Origin of the sequence: Aporhodopirellula sallentina SM41, from assembly GCF_000346505.1 — a bacterium.
In the GTDB taxonomy this organism is placed as follows: domain Bacteria; phylum Planctomycetota; class Planctomycetia; order Pirellulales; family Pirellulaceae; genus Rhodopirellula; species Rhodopirellula sallentina.
Map to the genome: position 1 here is coordinate 26,863 of NZ_ANOH01000065.1, position 22,623 is coordinate 49,485.

Annotated in this window: 15 protein-coding genes; 10 read left to right on the top strand and 5 right to left on the bottom strand. The window is 57.2% G+C overall.

Annotation, left to right across the window (positions count from 1 at the left end; genetic code table 11):
* The first annotated feature begins 379 nt into the window (after positions 1 to 379).
* The 3 genes from RSSM_RS03440 (at position 380) to RSSM_RS03450 (ending at position 6,117) form a co-directional block, all read left to right on the top strand.
* A complete protein-coding gene (locus RSSM_RS03440; RefSeq protein ID WP_044300883.1) occupies positions 380 to 2,734 on the top strand; it encodes an arylsulfatase in 2,355 nt (784 codons plus the stop codon).
* 632 nt (positions 2,735 to 3,366) lie between these two features.
* Entirely contained in the window at positions 3,367 to 4,710 is a 1,344-nt protein-coding gene (locus RSSM_RS03445) for an MFS transporter (protein ID WP_008674524.1), read from the top strand.
* A 180-nt stretch (positions 4,711 to 4,890) separates the two neighbouring features.
* Entirely contained in the window at positions 4,891 to 6,117 is a 1,227-nt protein-coding gene (locus RSSM_RS03450) for a DUF1559 family PulG-like putative transporter (protein WP_008674525.1), read from the top strand.
* 15 nt (positions 6,118 to 6,132) lie between these two features.
* Here RSSM_RS03450 and RSSM_RS03455 read toward each other — a convergent pair whose 3' ends face one another.
* The 3 genes from RSSM_RS03455 to RSSM_RS34475 form a co-directional block, all read right to left on the bottom strand.
* Positions 6,133 to 7,740 (bottom strand): sugar porter family MFS transporter, encoded by a 1,608-nt coding sequence (locus RSSM_RS03455; protein ID WP_044300897.1) that lies wholly within the window; start codon positions 7,738 to 7,740, stop codon positions 6,133 to 6,135.
* Between the two features lie 91 nt (positions 7,741 to 7,831).
* Complete coding sequence (locus tag RSSM_RS03460) at positions 7,832 to 9,238, bottom strand: MBOAT family O-acyltransferase (RefSeq protein ID WP_008674528.1); 1,407 nt, start codon at positions 9,236 to 9,238, stop codon at positions 7,832 to 7,834.
* 18 nt (positions 9,239 to 9,256) lie between these two features.
* Positions 9,257 to 10,171: a hypothetical protein gene (locus tag RSSM_RS34475; RefSeq protein ID WP_236620911.1), complete on the bottom strand. Its 915-nt coding sequence runs from the start codon at positions 10,169 to 10,171 to the stop codon at positions 9,257 to 9,259.
* A 381-nt stretch (positions 10,172 to 10,552) separates the two neighbouring features.
* On the opposite strand from RSSM_RS34475, the gene RSSM_RS03475 reads away from it, so the two are divergent.
* From RSSM_RS03475 to RSSM_RS03495, 5 genes are all read left to right on the top strand, one after another.
* Positions 10,553 to 12,004, top strand: a complete 1,452-nt coding sequence (locus RSSM_RS03475) for an aminotransferase class III-fold pyridoxal phosphate-dependent enzyme (protein WP_008674531.1) — start codon at positions 10,553 to 10,555, stop codon at positions 12,002 to 12,004.
* 95 nt (positions 12,005 to 12,099) lie between these two features.
* A complete protein-coding gene (locus tag RSSM_RS03480; RefSeq protein WP_008674533.1) occupies positions 12,100 to 12,624 on the top strand; it encodes a 3-hydroxyacyl-ACP dehydratase FabZ family protein in 525 nt (174 codons plus the stop codon).
* Between the two features lie 34 nt (positions 12,625 to 12,658).
* Positions 12,659 to 13,048 carry an acyl carrier protein gene (locus RSSM_RS03485; RefSeq protein WP_008674536.1) on the top strand — a complete coding sequence of 130 codons (390 nt, stop codon included), beginning with the start codon at positions 12,659 to 12,661 and terminating at the stop codon, positions 13,046 to 13,048.
* 4 nt (positions 13,049 to 13,052) lie between these two features.
* The gene (locus tag RSSM_RS03490; protein ID WP_008674538.1) at positions 13,053 to 13,559 is read left to right on the top strand and encodes a 3-hydroxyacyl-ACP dehydratase FabZ family protein; all 507 of its coding nucleotides are present in this window, start codon (positions 13,053 to 13,055) and stop codon (positions 13,557 to 13,559) included.
* A 6-nt stretch (positions 13,560 to 13,565) separates the two neighbouring features.
* Positions 13,566 to 14,855, top strand: a complete 1,290-nt coding sequence (locus tag RSSM_RS03495; protein WP_008674540.1) for a beta-ketoacyl-[acyl-carrier-protein] synthase family protein — start codon at positions 13,566 to 13,568, stop codon at positions 14,853 to 14,855.
* A 336-nt stretch (positions 14,856 to 15,191) separates the two neighbouring features.
* Here RSSM_RS03495 and RSSM_RS03500 read toward each other — a convergent pair whose 3' ends face one another.
* Together RSSM_RS03500 and RSSM_RS03505 are read right to left on the bottom strand one after the other, a co-directional pair.
* The gene (locus RSSM_RS03500) at positions 15,192 to 16,307 is read right to left on the bottom strand and encodes an ABC transporter ATP-binding protein (protein ID WP_044300907.1); all 1,116 of its coding nucleotides are present in this window, start codon (positions 16,305 to 16,307) and stop codon (positions 15,192 to 15,194) included.
* A 38-nt stretch (positions 16,308 to 16,345) separates the two neighbouring features.
* Positions 16,346 to 19,576 (bottom strand): [protein-PII] uridylyltransferase family protein, encoded by a 3,231-nt coding sequence (locus tag RSSM_RS03505; protein ID WP_008674544.1) that lies wholly within the window; start codon positions 19,574 to 19,576, stop codon positions 16,346 to 16,348.
* A 601-nt stretch (positions 19,577 to 20,177) separates the two neighbouring features.
* Here RSSM_RS03505 and RSSM_RS03515 point away from each other — a divergent pair.
* Positions 20,178 to 21,866, top strand: coding sequence for a sigma-70 family RNA polymerase sigma factor (locus tag RSSM_RS03515; protein WP_044300884.1), 1,689 nt, complete (start codon positions 20,178 to 20,180; stop codon positions 21,864 to 21,866).
* Between the two features lie 417 nt (positions 21,867 to 22,283).
* A complete protein-coding gene (locus RSSM_RS03525; RefSeq protein ID WP_008674551.1) occupies positions 22,284 to 22,610 on the top strand; it encodes a DUF6793 family protein in 327 nt (108 codons plus the stop codon).
* Positions 22,611 to 22,623: the final 13 nt, after the last annotated feature.

A 22,623-nucleotide genomic window follows, 5' to 3' on the forward strand; every position in this document is an offset into this window, starting at 1 on the left:
CCTTTGGTTGCGATTCACACCACTACGCACAGGCGGATTGTCGCACGACTCTCAACGAGACACACCGAACCATCGCGTTTCAGATCGCTCGCAATCTGCCAATGAAACCTTTCAAATCAACACGCGAACAACACATTCTGATTGTGTGAAATCCCTGGATTTGCGTCCCCCAACCAGCGAATCAGCCATCGCAAACAGGTACAATCGCAAACGCTTTGGCACACGCATCCGAGCCCAGACGTCCTGAACACATTCCCGTTTGATGTGACACAGCCGTGTCCGCTGGCGGTCTTTTCGGTGTTCACCCTGGTGCGGTCATTCGGTTGGACAAACGTCCGTCTTGATTCGATGCCGGTTACTCTTTCTGCAGGAACAAACCATGCGACGATTCGCTTTCATTCGATGGCAAGCCACGCTTCTTCTTTTGGTTCAAGTTCTTTGGATCCAAGGAGGCATCGGACACGCCCAGTCTCCTGATCGCTCATCGTTGCCCATCCCTCTCTCACCGTTCGAGGGTGAAATCGGAAAGACTTACAAAGAGTCAACGCCCGATTGGCAGGAACCCGTCTCTGCACCGGAGAGTGCTCCGAACGTCATAGTGATCCTGCTCGACGACGTCGGATTCGGTCAGACATCCACCTTTGGCGGTTTGATCCCAACCCCGAACCTCGACAAACTCGCCAGTGAAGGACTGCGGTACAACCGCTTTCACACGACCGCGATCTGTGGCCCTTCGCGAGCAGCACTGCTCACCGGGCGCAATCACCACGACACCGGAAACGGTTTCCTCATGGAATGGGCAACCGGATACCCTAACTACTCCACGATGATTCAGCCCGACACGGCAACCATCGGCCGTATCCTCAAGGGCAACGGATACGCCACGTGGTGGTACGGAAAGAACCACAACACACCCGACTGGGAAACCACCGTCGCGGGTCCGTTTGATCGCTGGCCCACCGGCATGGGCTTTGAATATTTCTACGGCTTCAACGCGGGGGAAACCCACCAATTCTATCCCGTGTTGTTCGAAAACACCGTCCCCGTCGAGCCGACGGAAACTCCCGAGGAAGGTTATCACTTCACGACGGACATGGTCGATCGTGCGATTGCGCGGATGCAGTTCTCGAAATCCGTAGCCCCTGAGAAACCCTTCTTCATGTACTTCGCCCCAGGAGCGATGCACGCGCCCCATCACGTCACCGCTGAGTGGCGAGACAAATTCAAGGGCAAGTTTGACATGGGTTGGGAAAAGTACCGCGAGATCGTTTTTCAGAATCAACTCGACATGGGAATCATCCCTCCGGGAACCAAACTGACTCCCCGTCCAGATTGGGTTCCGGCATGGGACAGTCTCAGTGACGAGCAGAAACAGGTTTACACGGCTCTGTTTGAGAACTTTGCCGGCTACTTCGCGCACACCGATCATGAGGTCGGTCGATTGCTCGACGCGGTCAAGGAACTGCCTGACGCCGACAATACGCTCGTCATGTATATCGTCGGCGACAACGGTGCCTCCTCCGAAGGCGGCCCCGATGGAACTCTCAACGAGATCGCAAACCTGAACGGTCTGAACCAATCGATTGACGACATCCTTAAAAACCTCGACAAACTCGGCGGCCCGGAAACCGAACCGCACTATCTGGTGGGTTGGGCGTGGGCGGGCAACACGCCGTTTCAATGGGTCAAACAAGTCGCCTCGCATCTCGGTGGCAGTCGCAACCCGATGGTCATTTCATGGCCCGCGAAGATTCAACATGACGCCCAACCGCGAGACGCGTTCCTGCATCTGATCGACGTCGTCCCAACAATTTTGGAAGTAGCACAAATCCCAATGCCCGACGTGGTCGATGGTGTCAAACAAAAACCATTGGCCGGAAAGTCATTCGCGTCGAGCTTCGTTGACCCGACATTCCGTGGCCGCGACGAACAGTATTTTGAAATCCTCAGCAATCGTTCGATGTACGCCAACGGATGGAAAGCAAACGCGCAGCACACACTTCCCTGGAGACAAGACCTCGCCCCGGGCAACTGGGACGACGATGAATGGGAACTCTACAACCTGGAAGACGACTTTTCCGAGGCTCACGACCTCGCCGCTGCGGAACCCGGCAAGCTCGCCGAGTTGAAGCAGAGGTTTGATCAGGCAGCCACGGAATTCCACATTCACCCGCTCGATGACCGTGGAGCAGCGCGACTTGCCATTCCCAAACCTGCGGTTCCCGGAGCCACCCCAGACACGAAACGGTTCACTTATCACGTCGGTGCGATCCGCATCGCAGAACCCGCCGCCCCACCGATGAAAAACAATTCCTGGACCCTTCAGGCGGAGATCACTGGCGAAGGAGAACAAACCGAAGGAGTCATCATGGGTTCGGGGGAGGTTGCAGCCGGAATCGTGCTGTATGTCAACGAAGGCGTACCCGTGTTTGATTACAACTACTTCGATAGCCACACCGTCGTGAAGTCGGATCGCCCACTCGGTTCGGGAGAGCGAACTATCGAAGTCGATTTCGACTACGCCGGTGGTGGAGTCGGCAAAGGCGCCACGATCACCCTAAAGATCGACGGCGAAACGGTTGGCACAGGTAAAATGGACGCTACCGTCGCAGGCCGATTCGGAATCGACACCTTCGGCATCGGCGAAGACAGCGGCCAGCCAATTACAAACGCCTACACCGCCCCGTTCAAATTCACCGGTAAGATCAAAGAAGTCACGATTGACATCCGGTAGCTCTTCCCCTCGCGCCTGCACCGATTCACGCGATCACCGGTGCACATTCTCAGCTTGCCCAGCATCGACCTACGCCCATCCGACCGACGTCGGATGGGCGTCCACAGGCAGCCGCATTCAGCGAATGCGATGCCGGCCCCGTTAGACAGCGATTAATGCCCAGCTAGACGGCGACCAACAGCCCGCTAGACGGCAACAACGGTCCGCTATTGACTCGTAGCCCAACAGGCCTATCGTCACATCGATCGTCTTGCAAAGAATCAGTGTAGGCAATCTCGCGACGTGTTCACTACCGAACACTCTTGCTTGCCCACTCTGTCATCAACAACGCGAACTTTCTTCTTGCGTTGCCGAACTTCCCCGAGAGCTAGACTGTCTGGCATGAGTCAAAAGGATGTTCATCCCTCTACCCCACAAAGGCCATGCAGTTTTTGAGTGCTGTATTGCCAGGCATTTATCATCACCCTTCCTTGGGAGGATCGAGCGAAGCGTGGGGAGGGCTCAGCATCGAATCCAGCGCATAACTCTCCCCGGCCCGAAGCGGTCCGCCCCTTCCAAAAGGGAGGGTGAAATAAAACTGCACGACCCCCACATACGAAGGAACGCGGCCAGACCGAGGCCCAGCGATCACGATGACGCAACAACGAAGCGATCAACCGGCAAGCTCTCCCCTCAATGAACCTTTGATCCTGTTCATCTTGGCCGCCGTTCAGTTCATCACGATCGTTGACTTCATGATCGTGATGCCGCTCGGCCCGCAATTGATGCGAACGCTCGAGATCGGCCCGCCTGCGTTCGGCCTGATCGTCTCGTCGTACACCTTTGCCGCTGGCATTGCGGGCCTCATCGCATCAGCGACGGTCGACCGATTTTCGAGAAGAACCGCATTTTTGTTCCTGTACAGCGGTTTCTTGCTTGGCACGTTATTCTGCGGACTGTCGTTGAACTACTTCGCTCTCGTCGTCTCGCGTGTGATCGCGGGGGCATTCGGCGGGATCGTTGGTGGTATTTCGATGGCGATCATCGGCGATGTATTTCCCGATAGCCGTCGAGGCCGCGCGACCGGCGTAATGATGACCGGCTTCGCCATTGCTTCCGTTGCGGGCGTCCCGATGGGTCTGTTGGTCGGAACGAACTTCGGATGGCAAATGAGCTTCATCGCCCTCGCGTTGTTGGGTCTTCCCGTGCTCGCGATGGCATGGTTCGCGTTGCCTACACTCAATGGGCACTCGGACGAGAATCGGCCTTCGACTCTAACGTCGCTGCGCACGACGTTCTTTCACATGAATCACTTGAACGCATTCTTCCTGATCATCGCGTTAACGATGAGCGGCTTTTTTGTGTTCCCATTCTTGAGTGTTTACTTTGTCGACAACGTTGGCATGACCGAGCAGCAACTCCCATTGGTGTACATTGCCGGCGGTGCCTTGACGCTAGTGGCATCGCCGATTGTCGGTCGGTTTGCTGACCGCTATGGCAAACTGCTGGTCTTCCGCTGCATCGCTCCGATATCGGTAGTCATGCTCTTGGTGATCACGCAATTGCCGGCCGGTGCAATCCTGTTGACGATCGCAACATTCGGAACGTTGATGGTTTGCAACGTCGGACGCATGATCCCCGCGATGGCCATGGTGACCGGCAGTGTGCTGCCCAAGAATCGTGGTGCCTTTTTGAGCGCGAACTCATCGATCCAGCACATCGCCGGCGGCGCGGCATCTTACCTCGGCGGGTTGATCGTCGTTCAGTCGAGCGACGGCCGTCTGCTGCACTTTGAGACTGCGGGCATGATCGCGGCGGCGTTCTCGGTATTGAGTTTATGGTTGGCGGGGCGTTTGCGCTCGGCTGAACAACTCGAGATCAACGCTGTAGACCTGAGCCTCGCTGCGGCAGCGGAAGCCTCCGCGGACGCGGGCGAAATTCTCGTTGCCAGCGCCGACCCCAATCAGTCTGGCGAAATGGAAGCCTGCCGGGTCTGATCAGACCGCAGTCCCTCTCTCGGCCATACCTCACCAACGGCTTTCACCTCCAGACGCCCGCAAAAACTGAAAAATTTGCGGGCGTCTCCTCGGGGTGATCTAATCGAGGCAGGAACCAACGACGTCGGACGCGTCGGTTCCTCTTCTCTCTACCTCCTTCTCTGTCGTGAGGACATTCCGATGAAACGTCGACGAACCGCATTCACTTTGGTCGAACTTTTGGTGGTGATTTCGATCATCGGAGTTTTGATGGCTCTCACAACCGCAGGAGTCCAAGCGGCTCGGGAACGCGCCCGTCGAATGGAATGCGCCAACAACCTCCGGCAACTCGGACTCGCAGGAACGCTTCACGACACTTCCAAAGGTCAACTTCCCGGATACGTTCAAGACTTCGGATTCTTCGCTGGCGGCGTTGATCCGTCGAGCGAAGTCGGCGCCACTGTTGCGTCGCATCGCAAGGTCGGCACATGGGCCGTGGCCTTGCTGCCTTACGTCGAAGCCTTGCCAACGTATGAGCGTTGGACCGAGGATCGCTATCCCATCCTTTCGGACAGCTCCGACGCAACGAGCGGCGAATTCGAAGGCAACGGCTTCCATCCCTACGCGGCTCCGAACTTGGCGATTTTCCAGTGCCCGAGCAATCCGGTCGTTTCAGGGAACCGCGGTAAAAACTGCTACGTCTCCAACAATGGTATGTGTCACCTTCGTCGTGATGGATCCAGCATCACAGGCGTGAGCTTCAGCACGTCCCAAGCACGAGCCAACGGGATTGGCAATTCCAAGTACAACATCGCGAGCGTCAACGCATCCAACGGCAAAGGAACCAGAACGTCGCAAGGCCCGAAGGTTCGAATCGAAGACATGAAAGACGGAGCGGGGAATACGTTGCTTTACACAGAAAACGTGCAGGCGTTTCCCTGGCACCGCGCCGGACTGATCCACGGCGCCGATCTGAAATCGGCCACGCTTCCCACACCGTACGATGTTACCTTCGATGCCAACACGACCGCAAAGGTCGAAGCGGCTCGATACGTTCACGGGGTTGTTTGGCACTACGAAGACATCGCCGCGAGCGCTGCGGCAAGCCCCACGTGGAATTCCAGCGTCGGTGAAGCACCGATCGTGGTTCACTCGCTTCACCGCATCAACGGTGGCGGAACAGGGTCAGACAGCACCTCACAGGATCGCTTCGTCAAGGTCGTCTCGAACATGCAAGACGCTCGTGACCTCGCCCGGCCGTCTTCGGCTCACAATGACGGCGTGAATGCGGTCATGGCAAGTGGTGCGGTTCGGTTCATCCGAGACTCAATCGACTATCGCGTCTACCAAGCGATGTTGACTCCGCAAGGAAAACAGAGCGATGTCCCCTGGCCAGAATTTGTCATGACTGACCAAATTGACAACTGAGCGTCTCAACGGAGATCATCCTTCGGCCGCTCGGATTCCCAACTTGGCCTCCATTTCTTCCAACGGCACGCCTTTGGTTTCCGGAACCATGGTGGCAACCCAAATCAGTTGCAAGACCATCATGAAACAGAAGAAACTGAAGACGAACGAAGGTGAAAAGTTAGCAATGAACCAGGGGAAGACCGTGGTCAGCAATGCGGCAAAAATCCAGTGAGTGAAACTGCCGAGTGATTGCCCGGCAGCCCGGTGTCGGTTGGGAAAGACTTCTGAGATCAACACCCAAATCACCGCCCCCTGGCCGACCGCGTGTGCAGCGATGAAGGCAAAGATGCCAAGCATCACCAACGTACCTCCGAAGCCAGATTCCTCACTGGCCTGCGACATCGCTTTGTCGGCAATCGCGATGGTCTCTTCGACACTCCCCGACGCGCCGAATTCGACCGCGTCACCTTCGAACTCGGGTGATTGGGATGCCGAGACGAGCGTCGACTTGGCGGCTTCAATGTTCGATTGAAATTTCGCCATGTCGACTTCATTCTTAACCGGCAACGTGTCGGCTTTCTCATACGCCGCGATCGCTCCCTTGACCGCAATGGCAGAGTTCGCCACTTGGAACTGCGGGGCGAACGTAAAGAACACCCACGCACACAACCCTAACGACGCGATGTAGCCCACCGACCCGATGTACAACAGCGTTCGTCGACCAAGTCGGTCAATGAGATACAACCCGAGAAAAGTAAACAGTAAGTTCACCACACCGATACCGATCGACTGAATCAATGCTGCCTGCTGCCCCAACCCGGTCATCTCAAAGATGCGTGGTGCGAAGTACAGAATCGCGTTGATGCCCGAAAGCTGATTGAAGAAAGCAACCAAGAACGCGAGCAAGATCGGCACCCGCAAACGCATCGTCCAAAATGGTTCCGAAGCGGATTTTTGATTTGCCGAAGTCTTGATGCGATCGACCAAGAGATCGACTTCCTCGTCGGCCAGTTCCGGGTTAGCGGTTCGAATCACACGCACCGCCTCCGTTTCGTCGCCTCCACGTGAAATCAGCCACCGGGGACTTTCAGGCAGGCGCAAACACATCAACGAATAAATCAACGCCGGGATCGCTTCAACGCCGAGCATCCAACGCCACGCGTTGTCCCCGATGCCTGCGAGCAATGCGTTGGAAGCAAACGCAACGAGGATTCCAAAGACGATGTTGAGTTGAAACATTCCCGCGAGCCGGCCACGCCGCGCCGGTGGCGAGATTTCGGAGATATAAAGCGGTGCGGCGACCGTCGAGATACCAACTCCGACGCCACCGATAAACCTCGCGATCATGAACGAATAGACGTCCGTCGCGATCGCGGACCAGATCGCCGAAACGAGATACAAGATGCCGATCCAAAGCAGCGTTGCTTTGCGGCCGAAACGGTCCGTCGGCCATCCGCCCACCAGCGACCCGAGGACGGTTCCCCACAACGCCATACTCATGGCGAGCCCGTGCTGTGCATGGCCGAGTGACCACAGCGACTGAATCGTTTTCTCGGCCCCCGAGATTACAACCGTATCGAAGCCGAACAAGAATCCCGCTAACGCAGAGGTCAGCGACCACAGAAACAAACGACTCGGCATTTCAAACCATCCATCTCGACAAGGCAAATCCATGTACTAAAGACGCCAACTTAACGACATTCGATAGACAATGACACACCGTGGACGGGTTCTAGAACTGAAAGTACACGAACGGGCGGAAACCACGGGGCGCGTACAACAACAAACTCCAAATCAAGATTGCAGTGGCCACTGAGCTGTACCACGCGCCGGGCGGCAAACGCATGCAACGGCGAAAACGCGTTGTCCAAACAACATGATCAAACGCCATGATCGCGATCATCAACAACGTCAGTGGAGGCAACCAAAGAATGCGAATCATTTCCCCCGATGCCGCGTCTTGCCATGGCATCCATAACTTTTGATAGACATGCGCCGCGGTCGTCCAATCCGGGCTGCGAAACAACACCCAGCCCATCAACACCACTGTCATCACAAACAACCAACGCAGCAGAGTTGGCAGGCCCGAAAGGAATCGCCATTGTCTCTCGGCCACGAGAGCCATCCCGTGCCAGATTCCCCACAACACATACGTCACCGCCGCGCCATGCCATAGCCCGCCAAGTGTCATCGTGATCATTAGATTCCGCTGTGTAGCCAGCGACGAAACGCGTGAACCTCCCAGCGGGATGTAGAGATAATCACGCAGCCATTTCGAAAGCGTGATGTGCCACCTCCGCCAGAAATCCGACATCGACGTTGCGAGATAGGGATGTCGAAAGTTGACCGGGAAGCGATAGCCGAGCATCTTGGCGATTCCGATCGCCATGTCGCTGTATCCGGAAAAGTCGTAGTAGATCTGACCAGCATACGCGACCACAGCGATCCACACGGTCAGGCTGCTATAAAGATCCGGTCCCGCAAAAACCACGTCGACCGTTTCGGCCAACCGGTCCGCGATCAAAATCTTCTTCACCGCACCGCGCAAGAACTGCTGGAAACCTCCGTACATTCGTCGCCGCCGAAACCCGGGGACCTCGACAAGCTGCGGCAGCAAATTCGCCGCACGAACAATCGGCCCGGCAACCAACTGAGGAAAGAACGCCACGTAGAGCGCAAAGTCGAGAAGACTCGGCGAAGGACGCAGACGACCGCGATAGACGTCGATCGTGTAGCTCAGCGTTTGAAACGTGAAGAACGAAATGCCAACCGGCAGGATCACGTTCAACGTTCCCGCATGACCACCGAGAGCTTCGACGAGCGGACGTGCGGTGTCGAGGAAGAAGTTGCAGTATTTGAAGAACCCCAACATGCCAAGGTTCACGATCAAACTGACGAGCAACCAAGCTCTTCGCCGGAGAGACGAAGAGCACGAGTGCATCCGGCGTGCGACGTAGAAATCAACGAGAGTTGAAATCAACAGCAAGCCACAAAAACGGTAGTCCCAGTAGGCATAGAAGTAGTAGCTCGCCGCCAGTAGAAAACCGTTGCGGATTCGACGATCGTTCGCCCCCGCCGTCCAAGCCACCGCGAGGACGACGCATAAGAAGATGAAGAATTCAACTTGAGCAAAATTCAACGGTTTGCTTTCTGATCCCTATTCGCGGAAGTAGTCCGCGTACTCGTCGACGTCTTGCTGTGACTGCTCACGCTGTTGCGATCGGTCCGCCTCACCTTGGGCGAATGTGGCCTGCAGAATACCACGCTGCCCGCGTGCCATGTGGCTGGCCGAATCGTCTTCGAAGGGATTGTTCAGCTCATCAAACGTACGGCCCGGACGGTCCAGATCCAAATCGTTCGAACGCGTCGGTAGTGGGAGCGTTGGCGGCTCCGGAACCGTCCGCCGAATCGTCGTTCGTGGGACGGCCTGCGTCGGAACACCCCGCGTCGATGATTCGACGTGCGGTACCGGTTGAATCGACTCCTGAGCCGGCGAGATCAAGATCGGCTCTTGCGATCCATAGCTCTCCGTTGCGTAGATCATCGAGTGCGAACAACTCGAACACTGGCATTCTTTCTTGCTACCTCGCGGAAGGCTGCAGCGATGCGAGACCATCTTTTCAATGCCGCCCGCGACGGAGTCGAACACACCGAAGAGCCTACCGGCTTTCTGCCATTTCGCAGACGCCAACAACCCTTTTTCAGGCCCGAGCATCTCGCCACACCCCGATGCCTCCATCCCGCACGAGGGCTCGCACCCGCAGGCTGGCTCACATCCGCAAGCGGGTTCCAAACCACAGGAAGGCTCCAGGCCGCATGACGGTTCACAACCACACGCGGGCTCGCAACCACAAACCGGTTCACTGCAGGTGCAGGCCGACTCCACTCCACATGCCGGTTCGGCTCCGCAAAACGGTTCGGCACCGCAAGCGGGCTCGGCACCACAGACGGGTTCGGCCCCACACGCAGGCTCTCCCCAAAATCCTTGGCCGTTGGTTTGGGTTGGCCCAGCCGCAATGACGATGCAGGCGGCAACGATTGTCGCGAGGTGCGGAAGGCTCTTGGAATTCATTCTCGGTTTGCGTCTCATCGCGATTACCATCATTGAGTTTTGGTCTCATGCGTTCAAAACGGATTGCGCGAACGCTGTTCGCTACCGTACTGCTTATCGACGACGCAGGATCGATAAGACCAAAACAACCGGAAGGAAACACAAAAGCCACGTAAACTACCTAAGATACCGAACCGCCAAAGATCAACGATTGTCAAACTCGGATCAAACGAGGATGATGTCTCGCCGATCCGATTGGCGTGAATCTCACGGTATCACTGCCCCCAATCGTCATCGCTAGCGAACCGCCGGTCTCGCTGACTCCTCCTTATCCCCATCTCCCCACTTCTCGTCAGCTTTTCACTTCTAGCCAACACAACGTCTTCGAACGAAACCATCTTCATGACATCTTCCGCCGCCTCGTCGTCTGCTGACGCACCCGCTGCCTCGCCAGGTGCCACCCCGTTGCATGCCGCCGCCCTGCAAAATGATCCCAGGATCGCGGAAGCAAAGCGGCTTATCGCTGAGGCGATTCAAGAACACACCGGTGGCATCAACGAGGTCGCGGCGGCCAACGAACAACTCAGCGACGCCTACCAATCGATCACCGCGGACTACATCGCCGCACGCGGAGGCCCTCCGTTGTGGCCATATTTCGCGTCGGGAGTCGGCAACGGACCGTACGTGGAGTTGGCCGACGGCAGTGTCAAAATGGACTTCATTGGCGGGATCGGCGTTCACGGATGCGGCCACTCGCACCCGGCGATCATCGATGCCGGAATTGATGCCGCGATCGAAGACACCGTGATGCAGGGGAACCTGCAACAGAACGTGCCGAGCGTGCAGATGCTCAATCGCTTACTCGCCTTGGCCAAACAAACGGGCGCCCCGCTCGAGCACGGTTTGCTGTCGACCAGCGGCGCAATGGCAAACGAAAATGCCCTGAAATTGGCCTTCCATCATTCTCAACCGGCCAACCGAATCATCGCATTCGACAACGCCTTCGCGGGACGATCGATCGCGTTGGCCGCGATCACCGATCGCCCGAGTTACCGGGACGGGATTCCGCAGGCGATCCAGGTCGACTATGTGCCGTTTCTCGATCCGCACGCTCCCGAGAAATCAACACGGTGGGCGGTCGACGAGTTGAAACGCCTGCTCGCTCGCTACCCGAAAAAGCACGCCGCCTTCTGGGCCGAACCGATCGCGGGCGAAGGCGGCTACTATGCCGGCAGCCATGACTTTTTCGCAGCCCTTTGCGGCCCGTTACGGGACGCCGGCATCCCGATCATCTTCGACGAGATCCAAAGTTTCTCTCGCACGAGCCAACCGTTTGCGTTCCAACATTATGGGCTGGAATCGTTTGCTGACATCGTGACCGTCGGGAAGATCACTCAGGTTTGTGCGACGCTGTATCGCAAAGAGTTTCACCCCACCGCGCCGATTCTCAGCCAAACGTTCACCGGGTCGAGTTCCTCGATCCGCACCGGTCTGGCCACCCTCGACCAACTCGAATCAAAAGGCTGCTTCGGCGAGGACGGCACCAACATGGCCAACCATCAATATTTTGCCGCCCAGCTCGCCAAACTCGCCGCCAAACATGAGGGTTTGGTCCACGGCCCGTTCGGCGAGGGCATGATGATCGGCTTTACCCCCGGAGACGGATCGCTCGATCAGGCCAAACTGTTGATGGGCATCCTTTACGATCTCGGCCTGCTCGGATTCCTCTGTGGAGCCTCACCGGTGAGGATGCGTTTCCTTCCCCCACCGGCTATCACCACGACCGCCCACATTGATGCGGCGATCAGCTTGCTTGATCAAGGCCTGAGTCAAATGAAAGCAAAATTGGGTTAGCAAAGCTGTTTCGAAGGGGAAATTTTTGCGAAGCGGGCATTTCTGGGTGGAATCTCCGGTTGAGGGGTTTTGGGCGGACCACTAAGATTCCCCACATGAAATACAGTCAACTCGATCGCATTACCCATCTCGAACCCGGCAAAAAGCTGGTTGGCGAGCGCACGTTGGCCGCGGACGAAGAGTACCTCCAAGACCATTTCCCACGCTTCCCGGTCATGCCCGGTGTGATGATGCTCGAGGCGTTGCATCAGGCTGCGGTCTGGCTGATTCGGATGTCCCCAGACTTTGACAGTGCCCTGGTTTTGGTGCGGGAGGTTCGCAACGTCAAATTCGGCGACTTCCTATCACCGGGCGAAACCCTCACGATCGAGGCAGAAATCTTCAAAACCGACGGAGCGATGACGACGGTAAAAGCCATCGCCCGCAAAGGTGACCGCACGACGGTCGCGGCTCGGCTAATTTTAGAAAGCTGCTCTAGTGGCGACCCAGAGCATCTTGATACCGACACCGACCTTCAACGTCTCGCTCGCGAGCAATTTTTCCAACTTTACGGCGATTGCCCCCCTGTCGCTGCCCTGGTGCAGCCTGGGGAAAACACCTCGCCAACCATGACCCCCTAATACTTTTTAGTTAAACCAAGAATAGGAACGCACGATGTCGCTGTCTCAAGACGAAATTTTTGAAAAGGTGCAGGCCGCACTGGTCGATGCTCTCGGAGTGGATGAAGACGAAACCACCCGCGATGCCACCCTTGTCGGCGACCTCGGTGCCGAGTCCATCGACTTCCTCGATATCGTTTTCAAACTCGAGAAGTCATTCGACATTCAAATTCCTCGCGAAGAACTCTCCCCCGAAGACATTTTGACCAACAGCCAATACGTCCAAGACGGTGTCGTCACCTCCGACGGGATGGCTGAACTGAAGACACGCATGCCTTGGGCTGACCTGTCGAAGTTCGAAGAAAACCCACGCGTCCAAGATTTCGGCAACCTGCTCACCGTCGGTGACCTGTGCAGCTATGTCGATAGCAAGGTGAACGCTTAATCTTATGCGTTGGTTTTGGGTTGATCGTTTCACCGAATTTGTCAGCGGCTCGCATGCGAGCGGGATCAAGAACGTCGCGCTCGACGAGGAAGTCCTCGACGGCTACAGCCTTGGGTACCCCGTCTTGCCGCCGACCCTGATCATCGAAGGCCTCGCGCAGGTGGGGGGAATCCTCGTTCACGAGCATTTCCAGTTCACCAAACGCGTGGTCCTGGCGAAGGTCGGAAAGGTGAAATATCATGCCCCCGCCAAACCCGGCGACACTCTGAACTACCATGTCCGACTCGGTCGGACACAAGGCCTCGGGGCAGTCGTCAACGGCACCAGCCACTGCAACGGCGAACTCCAGGCCGAAGTCGACCTGATGTTCGCGTTTCTCGAAGAGGGGCATCTCGTTGATGGGCCTCTATTCAATCCCGGTGACCTCCGCGCGATGTTGCGCCTCATGAACTTTTTCCATGTGGCCAAAACCGCCGAAGGCGAACCGATTCCTTACTACAAAAATCTTTGAGCGTCCATGTCGTCGCGTCGCCGAGTCGTCGTTACCGGGATCGGAATGATCAACCCCATGGGTTGGGATGTCACGACGGTCTGGTCCGGTCTGAAAGAAGGCAAAAGTGGTGTTGCCCCAACAACACTCTTTGATGCTACCGGTTTTCCCACCCGCATCAGTGCTGAAATCAAAAATTGGGATATCACCAAAGCCGTCGACGACGGTGACCAACACGTGCGCCGTGGACGTCACACTCAATTCGCGATCGCAGCGGCCACCCAAGCGATCACAGACAGTGGCGTGCTCGACGCGGTTACCGATCCGGTCCGCTTTGGCGTGTACCTCGGCAGCGGCGAAGGCAACCAGGACTTTGGCACGTTCAGCAAAATGATGACGGCGGCGTTGGCCACGGGAGACTACGATCCCAAACGGTTCATCGCCGCAGGTATCGACCTGCTCGATCCGGCCAAGGAACTCGAACAAGAACCCAACATGCCGGCGGCCCATTTGGCTTCGCGGTTCAACGCCCAAGGCCCGAACTTCAACTGCCTCACCGCCTGTGCGGCGAGCAGCCAAGCCGTCGGGGAAGCCACCGAAATCATTCGCCGCGGTGAAGCCGACGCGATGCTCGCCGGTGGTACCCATAGCATGATCCACCCGTTCGGCGTGACAGGGTTTAACCTGCTCACCGCGCTGTCCGAGAGCAACGACGAGCCGACCAAAGCGAGCCGACCTTTTGATGCCGGCCGAAACGGCTTTGTGCTCGGGGAAGGTGCCGCCATGGTCATCCTCGAAGAACTCGAATCCGCGAAAGCTCGGGGCGCCACGATCTACGGCGAAGTCGCTGGTTACGGCACGACCGCAGATGCCTACCGAATCACCGACATTCCACCAGACGGACACGGCGGGATCGCGGCAATGCGGATGGCGATCGCTGACGCAGGCCTCACCCCGGCGGACATTAACTATGTCAACGCCCACGGTACGAGCACCAAGGTCAACGACCGCGTCGAGACCAAAGCATGCCGCGAAGTCTTCGGCGAACGAGCCCAACAGACTCCGGTCAGCAGCACCAAGAGCATGATGGGGCACCTGATCGCTGCGGCAGGCGTTACCGAAATGATCGTCTGCCTGATGGCCCTTCGTGACGGTGTCCTTCCGCCAACAATCAACTACGAAACTCCCGATCCGGATTGCGATCTGGACTATGTCCCCAACGAAGCTCGAGAAGCGGACCTGAAGAACGTCCTCAACAACAGCTTCGGCTTTGGCGGCCAAAACGTCACCCTGTGCCTCAGTCGCTTTAACGACTAGTTACATGTCAACTCGATTTTCGGGTAGTGGACGAGGCGACGAGTCCTTGATGCGCTAGTCACGCAAGGGGATTCCTTGTGCCATCCACTACGATTCCACCCGAAAGCCACGCTGCAGTGGAATACTAGCGGTACATCAAAGCCAAATTTGAGGATAGCGAAACTCACCGAGAGTTTCGGGAGGGCTCGTGAATCACCGAAAGCTTTCGCTACGGCCACGAATCCTAAATCTCGATCGTGACACGACAATAGTAGTTTCGATCAGCTCTGCTCTCGGGTCGTGGATCTCGTGAAAGATCCTGCTGCATGAGGATCTTCAACAAGATCCACGACCGTGTTAGCGCGACTCGGATGCCTCCGGCGCGTTCTCTTGGGCAGGCACACAGGCGAGTTCGGAGAAAGGAATCCGCACCAACCCAGGCTCCCCGGTTGCCGCGATTTCACCGTGCGAAAACAAAGTCAAACGGGTCCCCCCATCGGCCAATGGCGATACCTGAATGACGTAGCGTCCGCCCACATAACGAGACGACACGATTTGAGCTTCGAATTCCAACGCGGCGCCTGGCGTTGCTCTTTCCAGCTCGGCGGTCAGCCATTGCGCGCTCTCTGGACGCACAACGAGAACAGAGTCGTCACCTTTGCACGACACCGCGTTGACAATCGATTCGGCCTGACCAGGAACAGTTGCCTGAACCCATCGGAGCGGCAGGAAATTCGCCGGCGGTGTGCCGAGTGCTTTGGCAACTCCCAACGTTTTCGGTTTCCGATACACCAACTCCGGCGCATCGGATTGCAACACTCGTCCCTGCCCCATGACCACGATGCGGTCGGCCAACCGCATCGCTTCATCGCCGTCGTGGGTGACATGCACTATCGAGGTTCGAGACAGCGAGTCACCTCGTGACCGTGGATAGTCGGCCAGCAACGAAACCAACTCTTCACGCAGCATGGTGTCGATCGCGGTCAGCGGTTCATCGAGTAGGCAAACCGCCGGTTGCCGCAACAACGCCTTCGCCAACGCGGCGCGGCGCAATTGACCGCCACTGACTTCATCCGGCCGTCGATCGAGTTGCAACCCAATTCCCAAACGCTCCGCAATTTGATCCAACAGGCCGTCAACCTTTGCTTTCACCGGAGAGCGATCGCACGCAACCTGCAAACTCTGACGAAGCGTCCAGTGCGGATAAAGTCGATCATCTTGGAAAAGGATCGACACGTCACGATCGTTGGGCGACGTTCGGTCCAACGACCGAGACGATAATTCCACGCTGCCCGAATCGGCACGAACGAGCCCCGCGATAATTTGCAACAACGTACTCTTACCACACCCGCTCGGCCCTAGAATCACGACGTACTCGCCTTCGCGAACATCGAGACTCACGCCGTTGAGCACGCACTCGTCGCCGTACGTTTTCCGGATGCCTCGCAGCACAAGATGCGACGCGTCGGTCATTTTCGAATCGTCGGCCTTCTGGTTTTGCGAGCGTCTCATCACGGGGACAACAACCGATCAAACAACTCTCGGTTCGATTTCCGTGTCTCCTCGCAGCGCCGAACAACTTCGCCGGGACTGGCCAAATTCAACAGCACAGCCAACTGTTTCATCTCGAGCGTGTTCACACCACCATCGGCGGATAGCGGTAACTCATGTCGCGCCGCGGTACCGATCAATCGCAACTTAGCCTCGAGCGTACGCAAGAAGCGGTAGTTTTCGATGAGTTTCTCGGCGTCGGCACGATCGTAAATCCCCGCATCGACGAGTTCGTTGAGGGCCGGAACGATGCCAGTCGCGATCCGTGGCATTCCGGCACGCGAAGACTTCAGGATGCCTGCCGCCACAATGCACTGCACGTCAACGGTCCCTCCGACTCCACGCTTCAGGTTGCCTGGCGTGGCGGTTGATTCGCTGCGATGTCGCAGGGCTTTCATTTCCGCAAAATGACTCTCTCGCCAGGGGGTCTGCTCGATCGCGTTGCGAATCGCTTCGTCGGCCAGTTCTCGAGCCTCCCGGGATCCCGTGCATGGCCTCGCCTGACACAACGCGACCCGCTGCCAGAGCGGTGCACCGCCGTGACGAAACGGTTTGGCAAACTGCTGGATCGAATGAGTCAAAACGGTTTCGTCCGCACCACGAGCGAACGGCATGTCGACCTCATACAACCGTCCGGTTTCTGAATCGATGGTTCGAACGGCACTCTGTGCCAACTGGTTGAAAAACTGCCGGTTCGAAAGAGTCGTCCGCGGGCCACCGACTCGCCGTTTTGTTTCCCCTTCGGCGGTATACAGAAACGTTAAATCAAGATCGCTGTGATAGTTGGGATCACGCCCGCCGAATTTTCCGAGAGCGATTGCGACCAACTCCACCGGATTGCCGTCCGAATCAACCGGATCACCAAATCTCGCGGCGAGCTTTTCTTGCTCATGCTCGATCACACGCCGCAAACACGCATCCGCCGTATCGCTCAACGATCCGCCGATCGTCTCCACGGTCTCTTTGCCGAGGAAGTCACGAACACCGATCATTAGATGGCAACTGGCTTTGAACGTTTGCAAAATCGGTTGCAGATCATCCGCCGCCTGACACAAGCGGATCGTTTGCATGTCGAGACGCTCGGCACTGGGCAGACGGTCCATGATCAACGAATCGACGAGTTCATCGATCATGCCCGGATTCTCGATCAGAATCCCGGTCAAATACGGCGCCAAGGAACACAACCGGATCATCAGCGACAAGGTTGCGTGATTGGTACCTAGCAGTTCCCACAGAGTTGCCTTGGCACCAATCGAATCGGTCACCTCGACGAGTCGAGCGAGGGTTTTATCCGGTGCCGGAGTCGTCGCAATCTCTCGCAGCAGGGCGGGAGCGACGCCAGCAAAGAAGTGACGACAACGTCGCGGCGACAAGAACGAGACGGTTTCGTGGCTCAGCGCAGAGAGATTGTCGATCGCACGTTCAATCTCCTTGAAACCGTGCCCCTTCAAGACCGCCGCGTAGGCGTCGAGATCGGGATCGGGGTCAAGAATCAATTCGGTTTCGATCTCCACCGCGTCGACGTCACTGCGATCAGCGACACTGACCGCATCGGCGGGTGAAGCGTTCGTGTCGGACGAAACAACCGGCTTGGCCGCCACGTCTTGGACCATCAAGTGATTGATGATCTTGCGGTTGACCTCAAACGTTTCGGCAAGCAACTGTTCAAACCGGGGCCGATCACCATAGGCGAGTGCCCCGACCTCCGGCTTGGAACCCTCGGGCAGACGGACGCCCAAACGCCACGCCAATCGGGTACGAACGTCAGCGTCATCGGGTAGGTGGGTCACGCGATGATCAAACAGAACCGCGAGGTGGTGTTCCAAACGACACAACCGCGCGTGATTTTCCGACAGGATCGACGCCTCCTGCTGAGTCAAACAACCATGACGATTGAGCGCCGCGATGGCTTCGAGAGTCCCCGTTACCCGCACCTCGGGCAATTCGCCGCCATGGAGCAACTGCAGGAACTGAATCGTCAACTCAATATCACGTCGCCCACCCGGACAGTCGGCGATTGGTGTTCCCTGCTCGGTATCGGGCGACAGGGCCCGTTTTTCGAGCTTGCGACGTAGCACGCGGATGTCGGCAATTTCACTCCGGCTGAGCAAGCGATGATAGACCCACGGTTCGATCCGCTTGAGAAACCGATCGCCGAGTTCTCGATTTCCTGCGGCCACACGAGCTTTGACGAACGCAAGACGATGAGACGTTTGATTCTCACGCTCGAAGTACGCGGCCGCCGTGACGGCATCGTGAAAATCGATCTGCCGTGACGCGGATTCGCTGCCACGCGTGTAGTCGCTCAAACGCTGCGTGTCCGAACCGGACATGTCTTCGCCGGGCTGCGGAACGAACCTCAAATTGATCGACACGACCGGTGCGCGGTTGGAGCCGAGAAGGCTTATTAATCCGGACGCAATCTGCCGGTTGAATTTGAGGTGACTCTCGTTCTTGCGATCGATCTGGTCGCAGAGCAACAACAGATCGAGTGGAGAGTCATACCCGATCTCCTCTCCTCCATAATTGCCCAACGCGACGATCGAGTATTCCGGTTTGGTGCCATCGATTCGCTGCGGGTAGTGCAATCGCTCGGCGGTCTGTTGGATCGTAAACTCCAACGCGGACGACAGAACCGCATCGGTCAGATGGCTGATTTGACGTGCGGCGCGGTCGGGTGGCAATCCTCGCACAAACTCACCGTAGGCGATTCGCAACATCTCACGGCCCGCGTATCGCCGGATCGCGACGGCAGCCCGCGGGATCGAAGCGATGTTGCGTAGCTCGCTGCCGAGCTCATCACTGAGCAACTCTCGCGACGTGGGCCGACCGTCGCTCGCCCGGAGCAGGTCGAAGCTCTCGGGATCGCTGATCAACAGTTCCGCGATCGAATTGCTGGTCGAGAGCACCTGCAAAAGAGCGGGCAGGGCCTGCGGATCGCGTTCAAAGAGTGCGAGCAGCGACGTGGGGCTCCGAGACACCTCCACAAAACGGGCCAACCATCGAACTCCATCATCCGGAGAATCGATCGCCCCGAGGTGCTCGTGGAGCAAACTCCACAACTGCGTCAACAGATCCTCCGACGCTCCGCTCGAGGCGATTTCCCGGAGAGACCGAAGCGCCGATGGGGCGTCGCCAAAGATCGAATCGTCGAGCGGTTGAAACTCGACCCAAGGGTTCATGGCATTCATGAGAACCGCTCCCCCGCACCGAGTGGCATCACGAAAAAGGGTTCAGTAAAGGATTCTTCTGCATCCATCGTTCCGTATGTGTGCAAGCAAGTGCTTCCTGTCATGTGGATTGGGAACTTTCTCAACGTCGGGTGCGTCAAACGAATTGCGCCGGCGTATGAGTCGATCCCCCCAAAAACCTCCAAAAGAGCGTTTCTGGGTGGGTTCGTATTCATATCGCACGTCGCTGAGAGGGTGGTTTGCTGAGGTTCCTCCGCCCACTTTTTCGATTCGCAACATGATTCGCAAACCAACAAAGTAACGACCACCCACAATCGGAGTTTAGACGGGCGCGAAAGATTCTTGTAGCAGTGTCGTTTTTCGCATTGAAAACGAGGCTTTCCTAGCTATGCCGCGAAACCTGACCTACTTTTTTTACATGCGAAGACGGGGGGAACGTCGAGAGCATTGAACAACGGGACGTTGAACCAAGTGTGGGGAATCCATCAGGTGTTGCACGAACGCAACATCACGATGAATGGACGCCACACTTTTCGCCGCATGCACCTCCTCCCCACAGGCGAGACTTCTTGCCTAACCTCTTTCGTGACAACAGCTTGCAATGATTTATGCTTTGCCCCAATCGTCTGATGGCACTGACCGTGCTTGGTTCCTTCCCTCGAACCGCTTTGAGAAACAACCGGGTAACGAGGAAAGCTTGATGGGCAAAAAATTCAGCAGCCGCAGTTTGCAGGATGACGCATTCGACGCCGAAGATTCCGTCTCCCGACGCTCCCGAACGATGGGGCAGGAATTTGCAGACGCGATCTCCGACGACGCTGACCTCGCGATTTTGTCGGAAGACGAACTGCTGGCCCGCCGCGAAGAAATCCCGAACGATCCGACCGAAGACCCGGTTCGCATGTACCTGATGCAAATGGGCCAAATCCCGTTGCTCACGCGAGACCAGGAAATCTCCGCCGCGGTCCAAATCGAAGCGACCCGCGACCGATACCGCCATTGCATGATGGCGACTGACTTTATGCTGCAGGCCGCCTTGAAGTTGCTGCAGCAGGTTCGCGACAAGCAACTGCGACTGGACCGCACGATCGAAGTCAGCGTGACCAACGCGTCGGAGAAGAAGGCGATCATGAAACGGATCGTCCCCAACACCCGCACCCTGGGCCACCTGTTGGCACAGAATCGTGGTGACTTCCTGATCGCGATCAACAAGTCGCAGCCGATGCGTCGCCGTCGTGCCGCATGGAAGAACCTCGTCGTTCGACGAAACAAAGCCGTCCGGTTGGTCGAGGAAATGAACCTGCGAACCAACAAACTGCAGCCGATCTTCGAAAAACTGCGTCGCAGTGCCGAACGCATGACCGAAATCCGCAGCATTCTCGCCGAACCAGAACGATTGGCCATGCCTGGCATGCCGACCGAAGAGGAACTGCGTGGCGAACTGCGATACCTGATGCGACTGACCTACGAAACACCTCGTACCTTGAAACGACGCGTCGACCGCTGTGACAGCCTGCGGGATGACTACGATGCCGCCAAGCGTGTGTTGTCGGCAGGTAACCTCCGTTTGGTTGTTTCGATCGCCAAGAAATACCGCAACCGTGGCCTTTCATTCCTGGACCTGATCCAGGAAGGAAACACGGGCCTGATGCGTGCGGTCGATAAATTCGAACACGCCCGCGGTTACAAGTTCAGCACATACGCCACGTGGTGGATTCGCCAAGCGATCACGCGTGCGATTGCGGACCAAAGCCGCACGATCCGTGTGCCCGTGCACATGATCGACACGATGAACAAGATCCGCCAAATCACCCGCGATCTGGTTCAGGAACACGGCCGCGAACCCACCCCGGAAGAGGTCTGTGCTCGCAGCGGTTTGACACTCGACGACACCCGCGTGATTTTGAAGATGAGCCGCCAACCGCTCTCGCTCGACCAACCGGTCGGCGATCATGAGGACAGCGCGTTCGGCGAGTTTCTCCAAGACCATCGGGACCAAGACCCGCTCGTCGAAACCAACCGAGAGGCTCTCAAACGGCAAATCGATTTGGCCATGGAAACGCTCAACTACCGCGAGCGTGAGATCCTGCGACTGCGTTACGGCCTCGCCGACGGATACACCTACACTCTCGAGGAAGTCGGCCGCATCTTCCAAGTGACCCGCGAACGCGTCCGCCAAATCGAGAGCAAAGCGGTTCGAAAACTGCAACAACCGTATCGGGCGAAATCGCTGGTGAGCTTCTTGGATGGAGCCGAACTGATGCTGTTCGAGGGTAGCGAAGCCGTATAGATCGGCGGTTGTTACCGGAAGAACGTTCCTCAGCGACAATCAAAAACCGTGCGTCCACCTCGATTCCGCACGGATATCGCACTGCGATTTCGAATTGTCGCGGCGTCCCCGTTTGCCGACACCGACGTGGGTGCCTATGCTGATCAGGCGACAGTGTGGATTCAGCCGTGGGGCGGAATCATCCGTGGTTCCAAATCACATCCGTGGTTCCCAATCAACGGTGGGGCTGAAAAATCAGGACACTCTGGTTGAGTGCCCATCGGTCCCCAAGATTTGCCCTGAACGGATTAGCCTCGGTTCCCAATCGCCGACCGGTGGCTCGTTCGTGGACTCCTCGATCCTGATTTCCACGCAGATCGGATCTCACCTGTCGCCCTGATTTCACCTCTCGTGCTCGCCACTTCCTGAGACAGCGCCATGCCTTTGTTCGAAATCGAAACCGACGCTCACATCATCATCACCTGGGCCGACGACGAGTCCTCGGCACAAGAGGTTGTCGACGACGCCTATCCCGAGGACGAAGTCCTGCGGGTGACCAAGCGGCCTCGCGATTCGTGGGTCATCAGCAAGGGTGCCCTCGGCCTGACCGATCGCACACTCGATCCCTGCATGATCGCCCGTGACTGCCTGAGCAAATCTGCGGGCGATAAAGTCAACGCGATCCGGCTGTACCGGATGGAAACCGGATGCGACGTCGACCAGGCTCGTCGTGCGATCGAATCCAACATGGTCATGGGATGGTAGCATGGTTATGGCG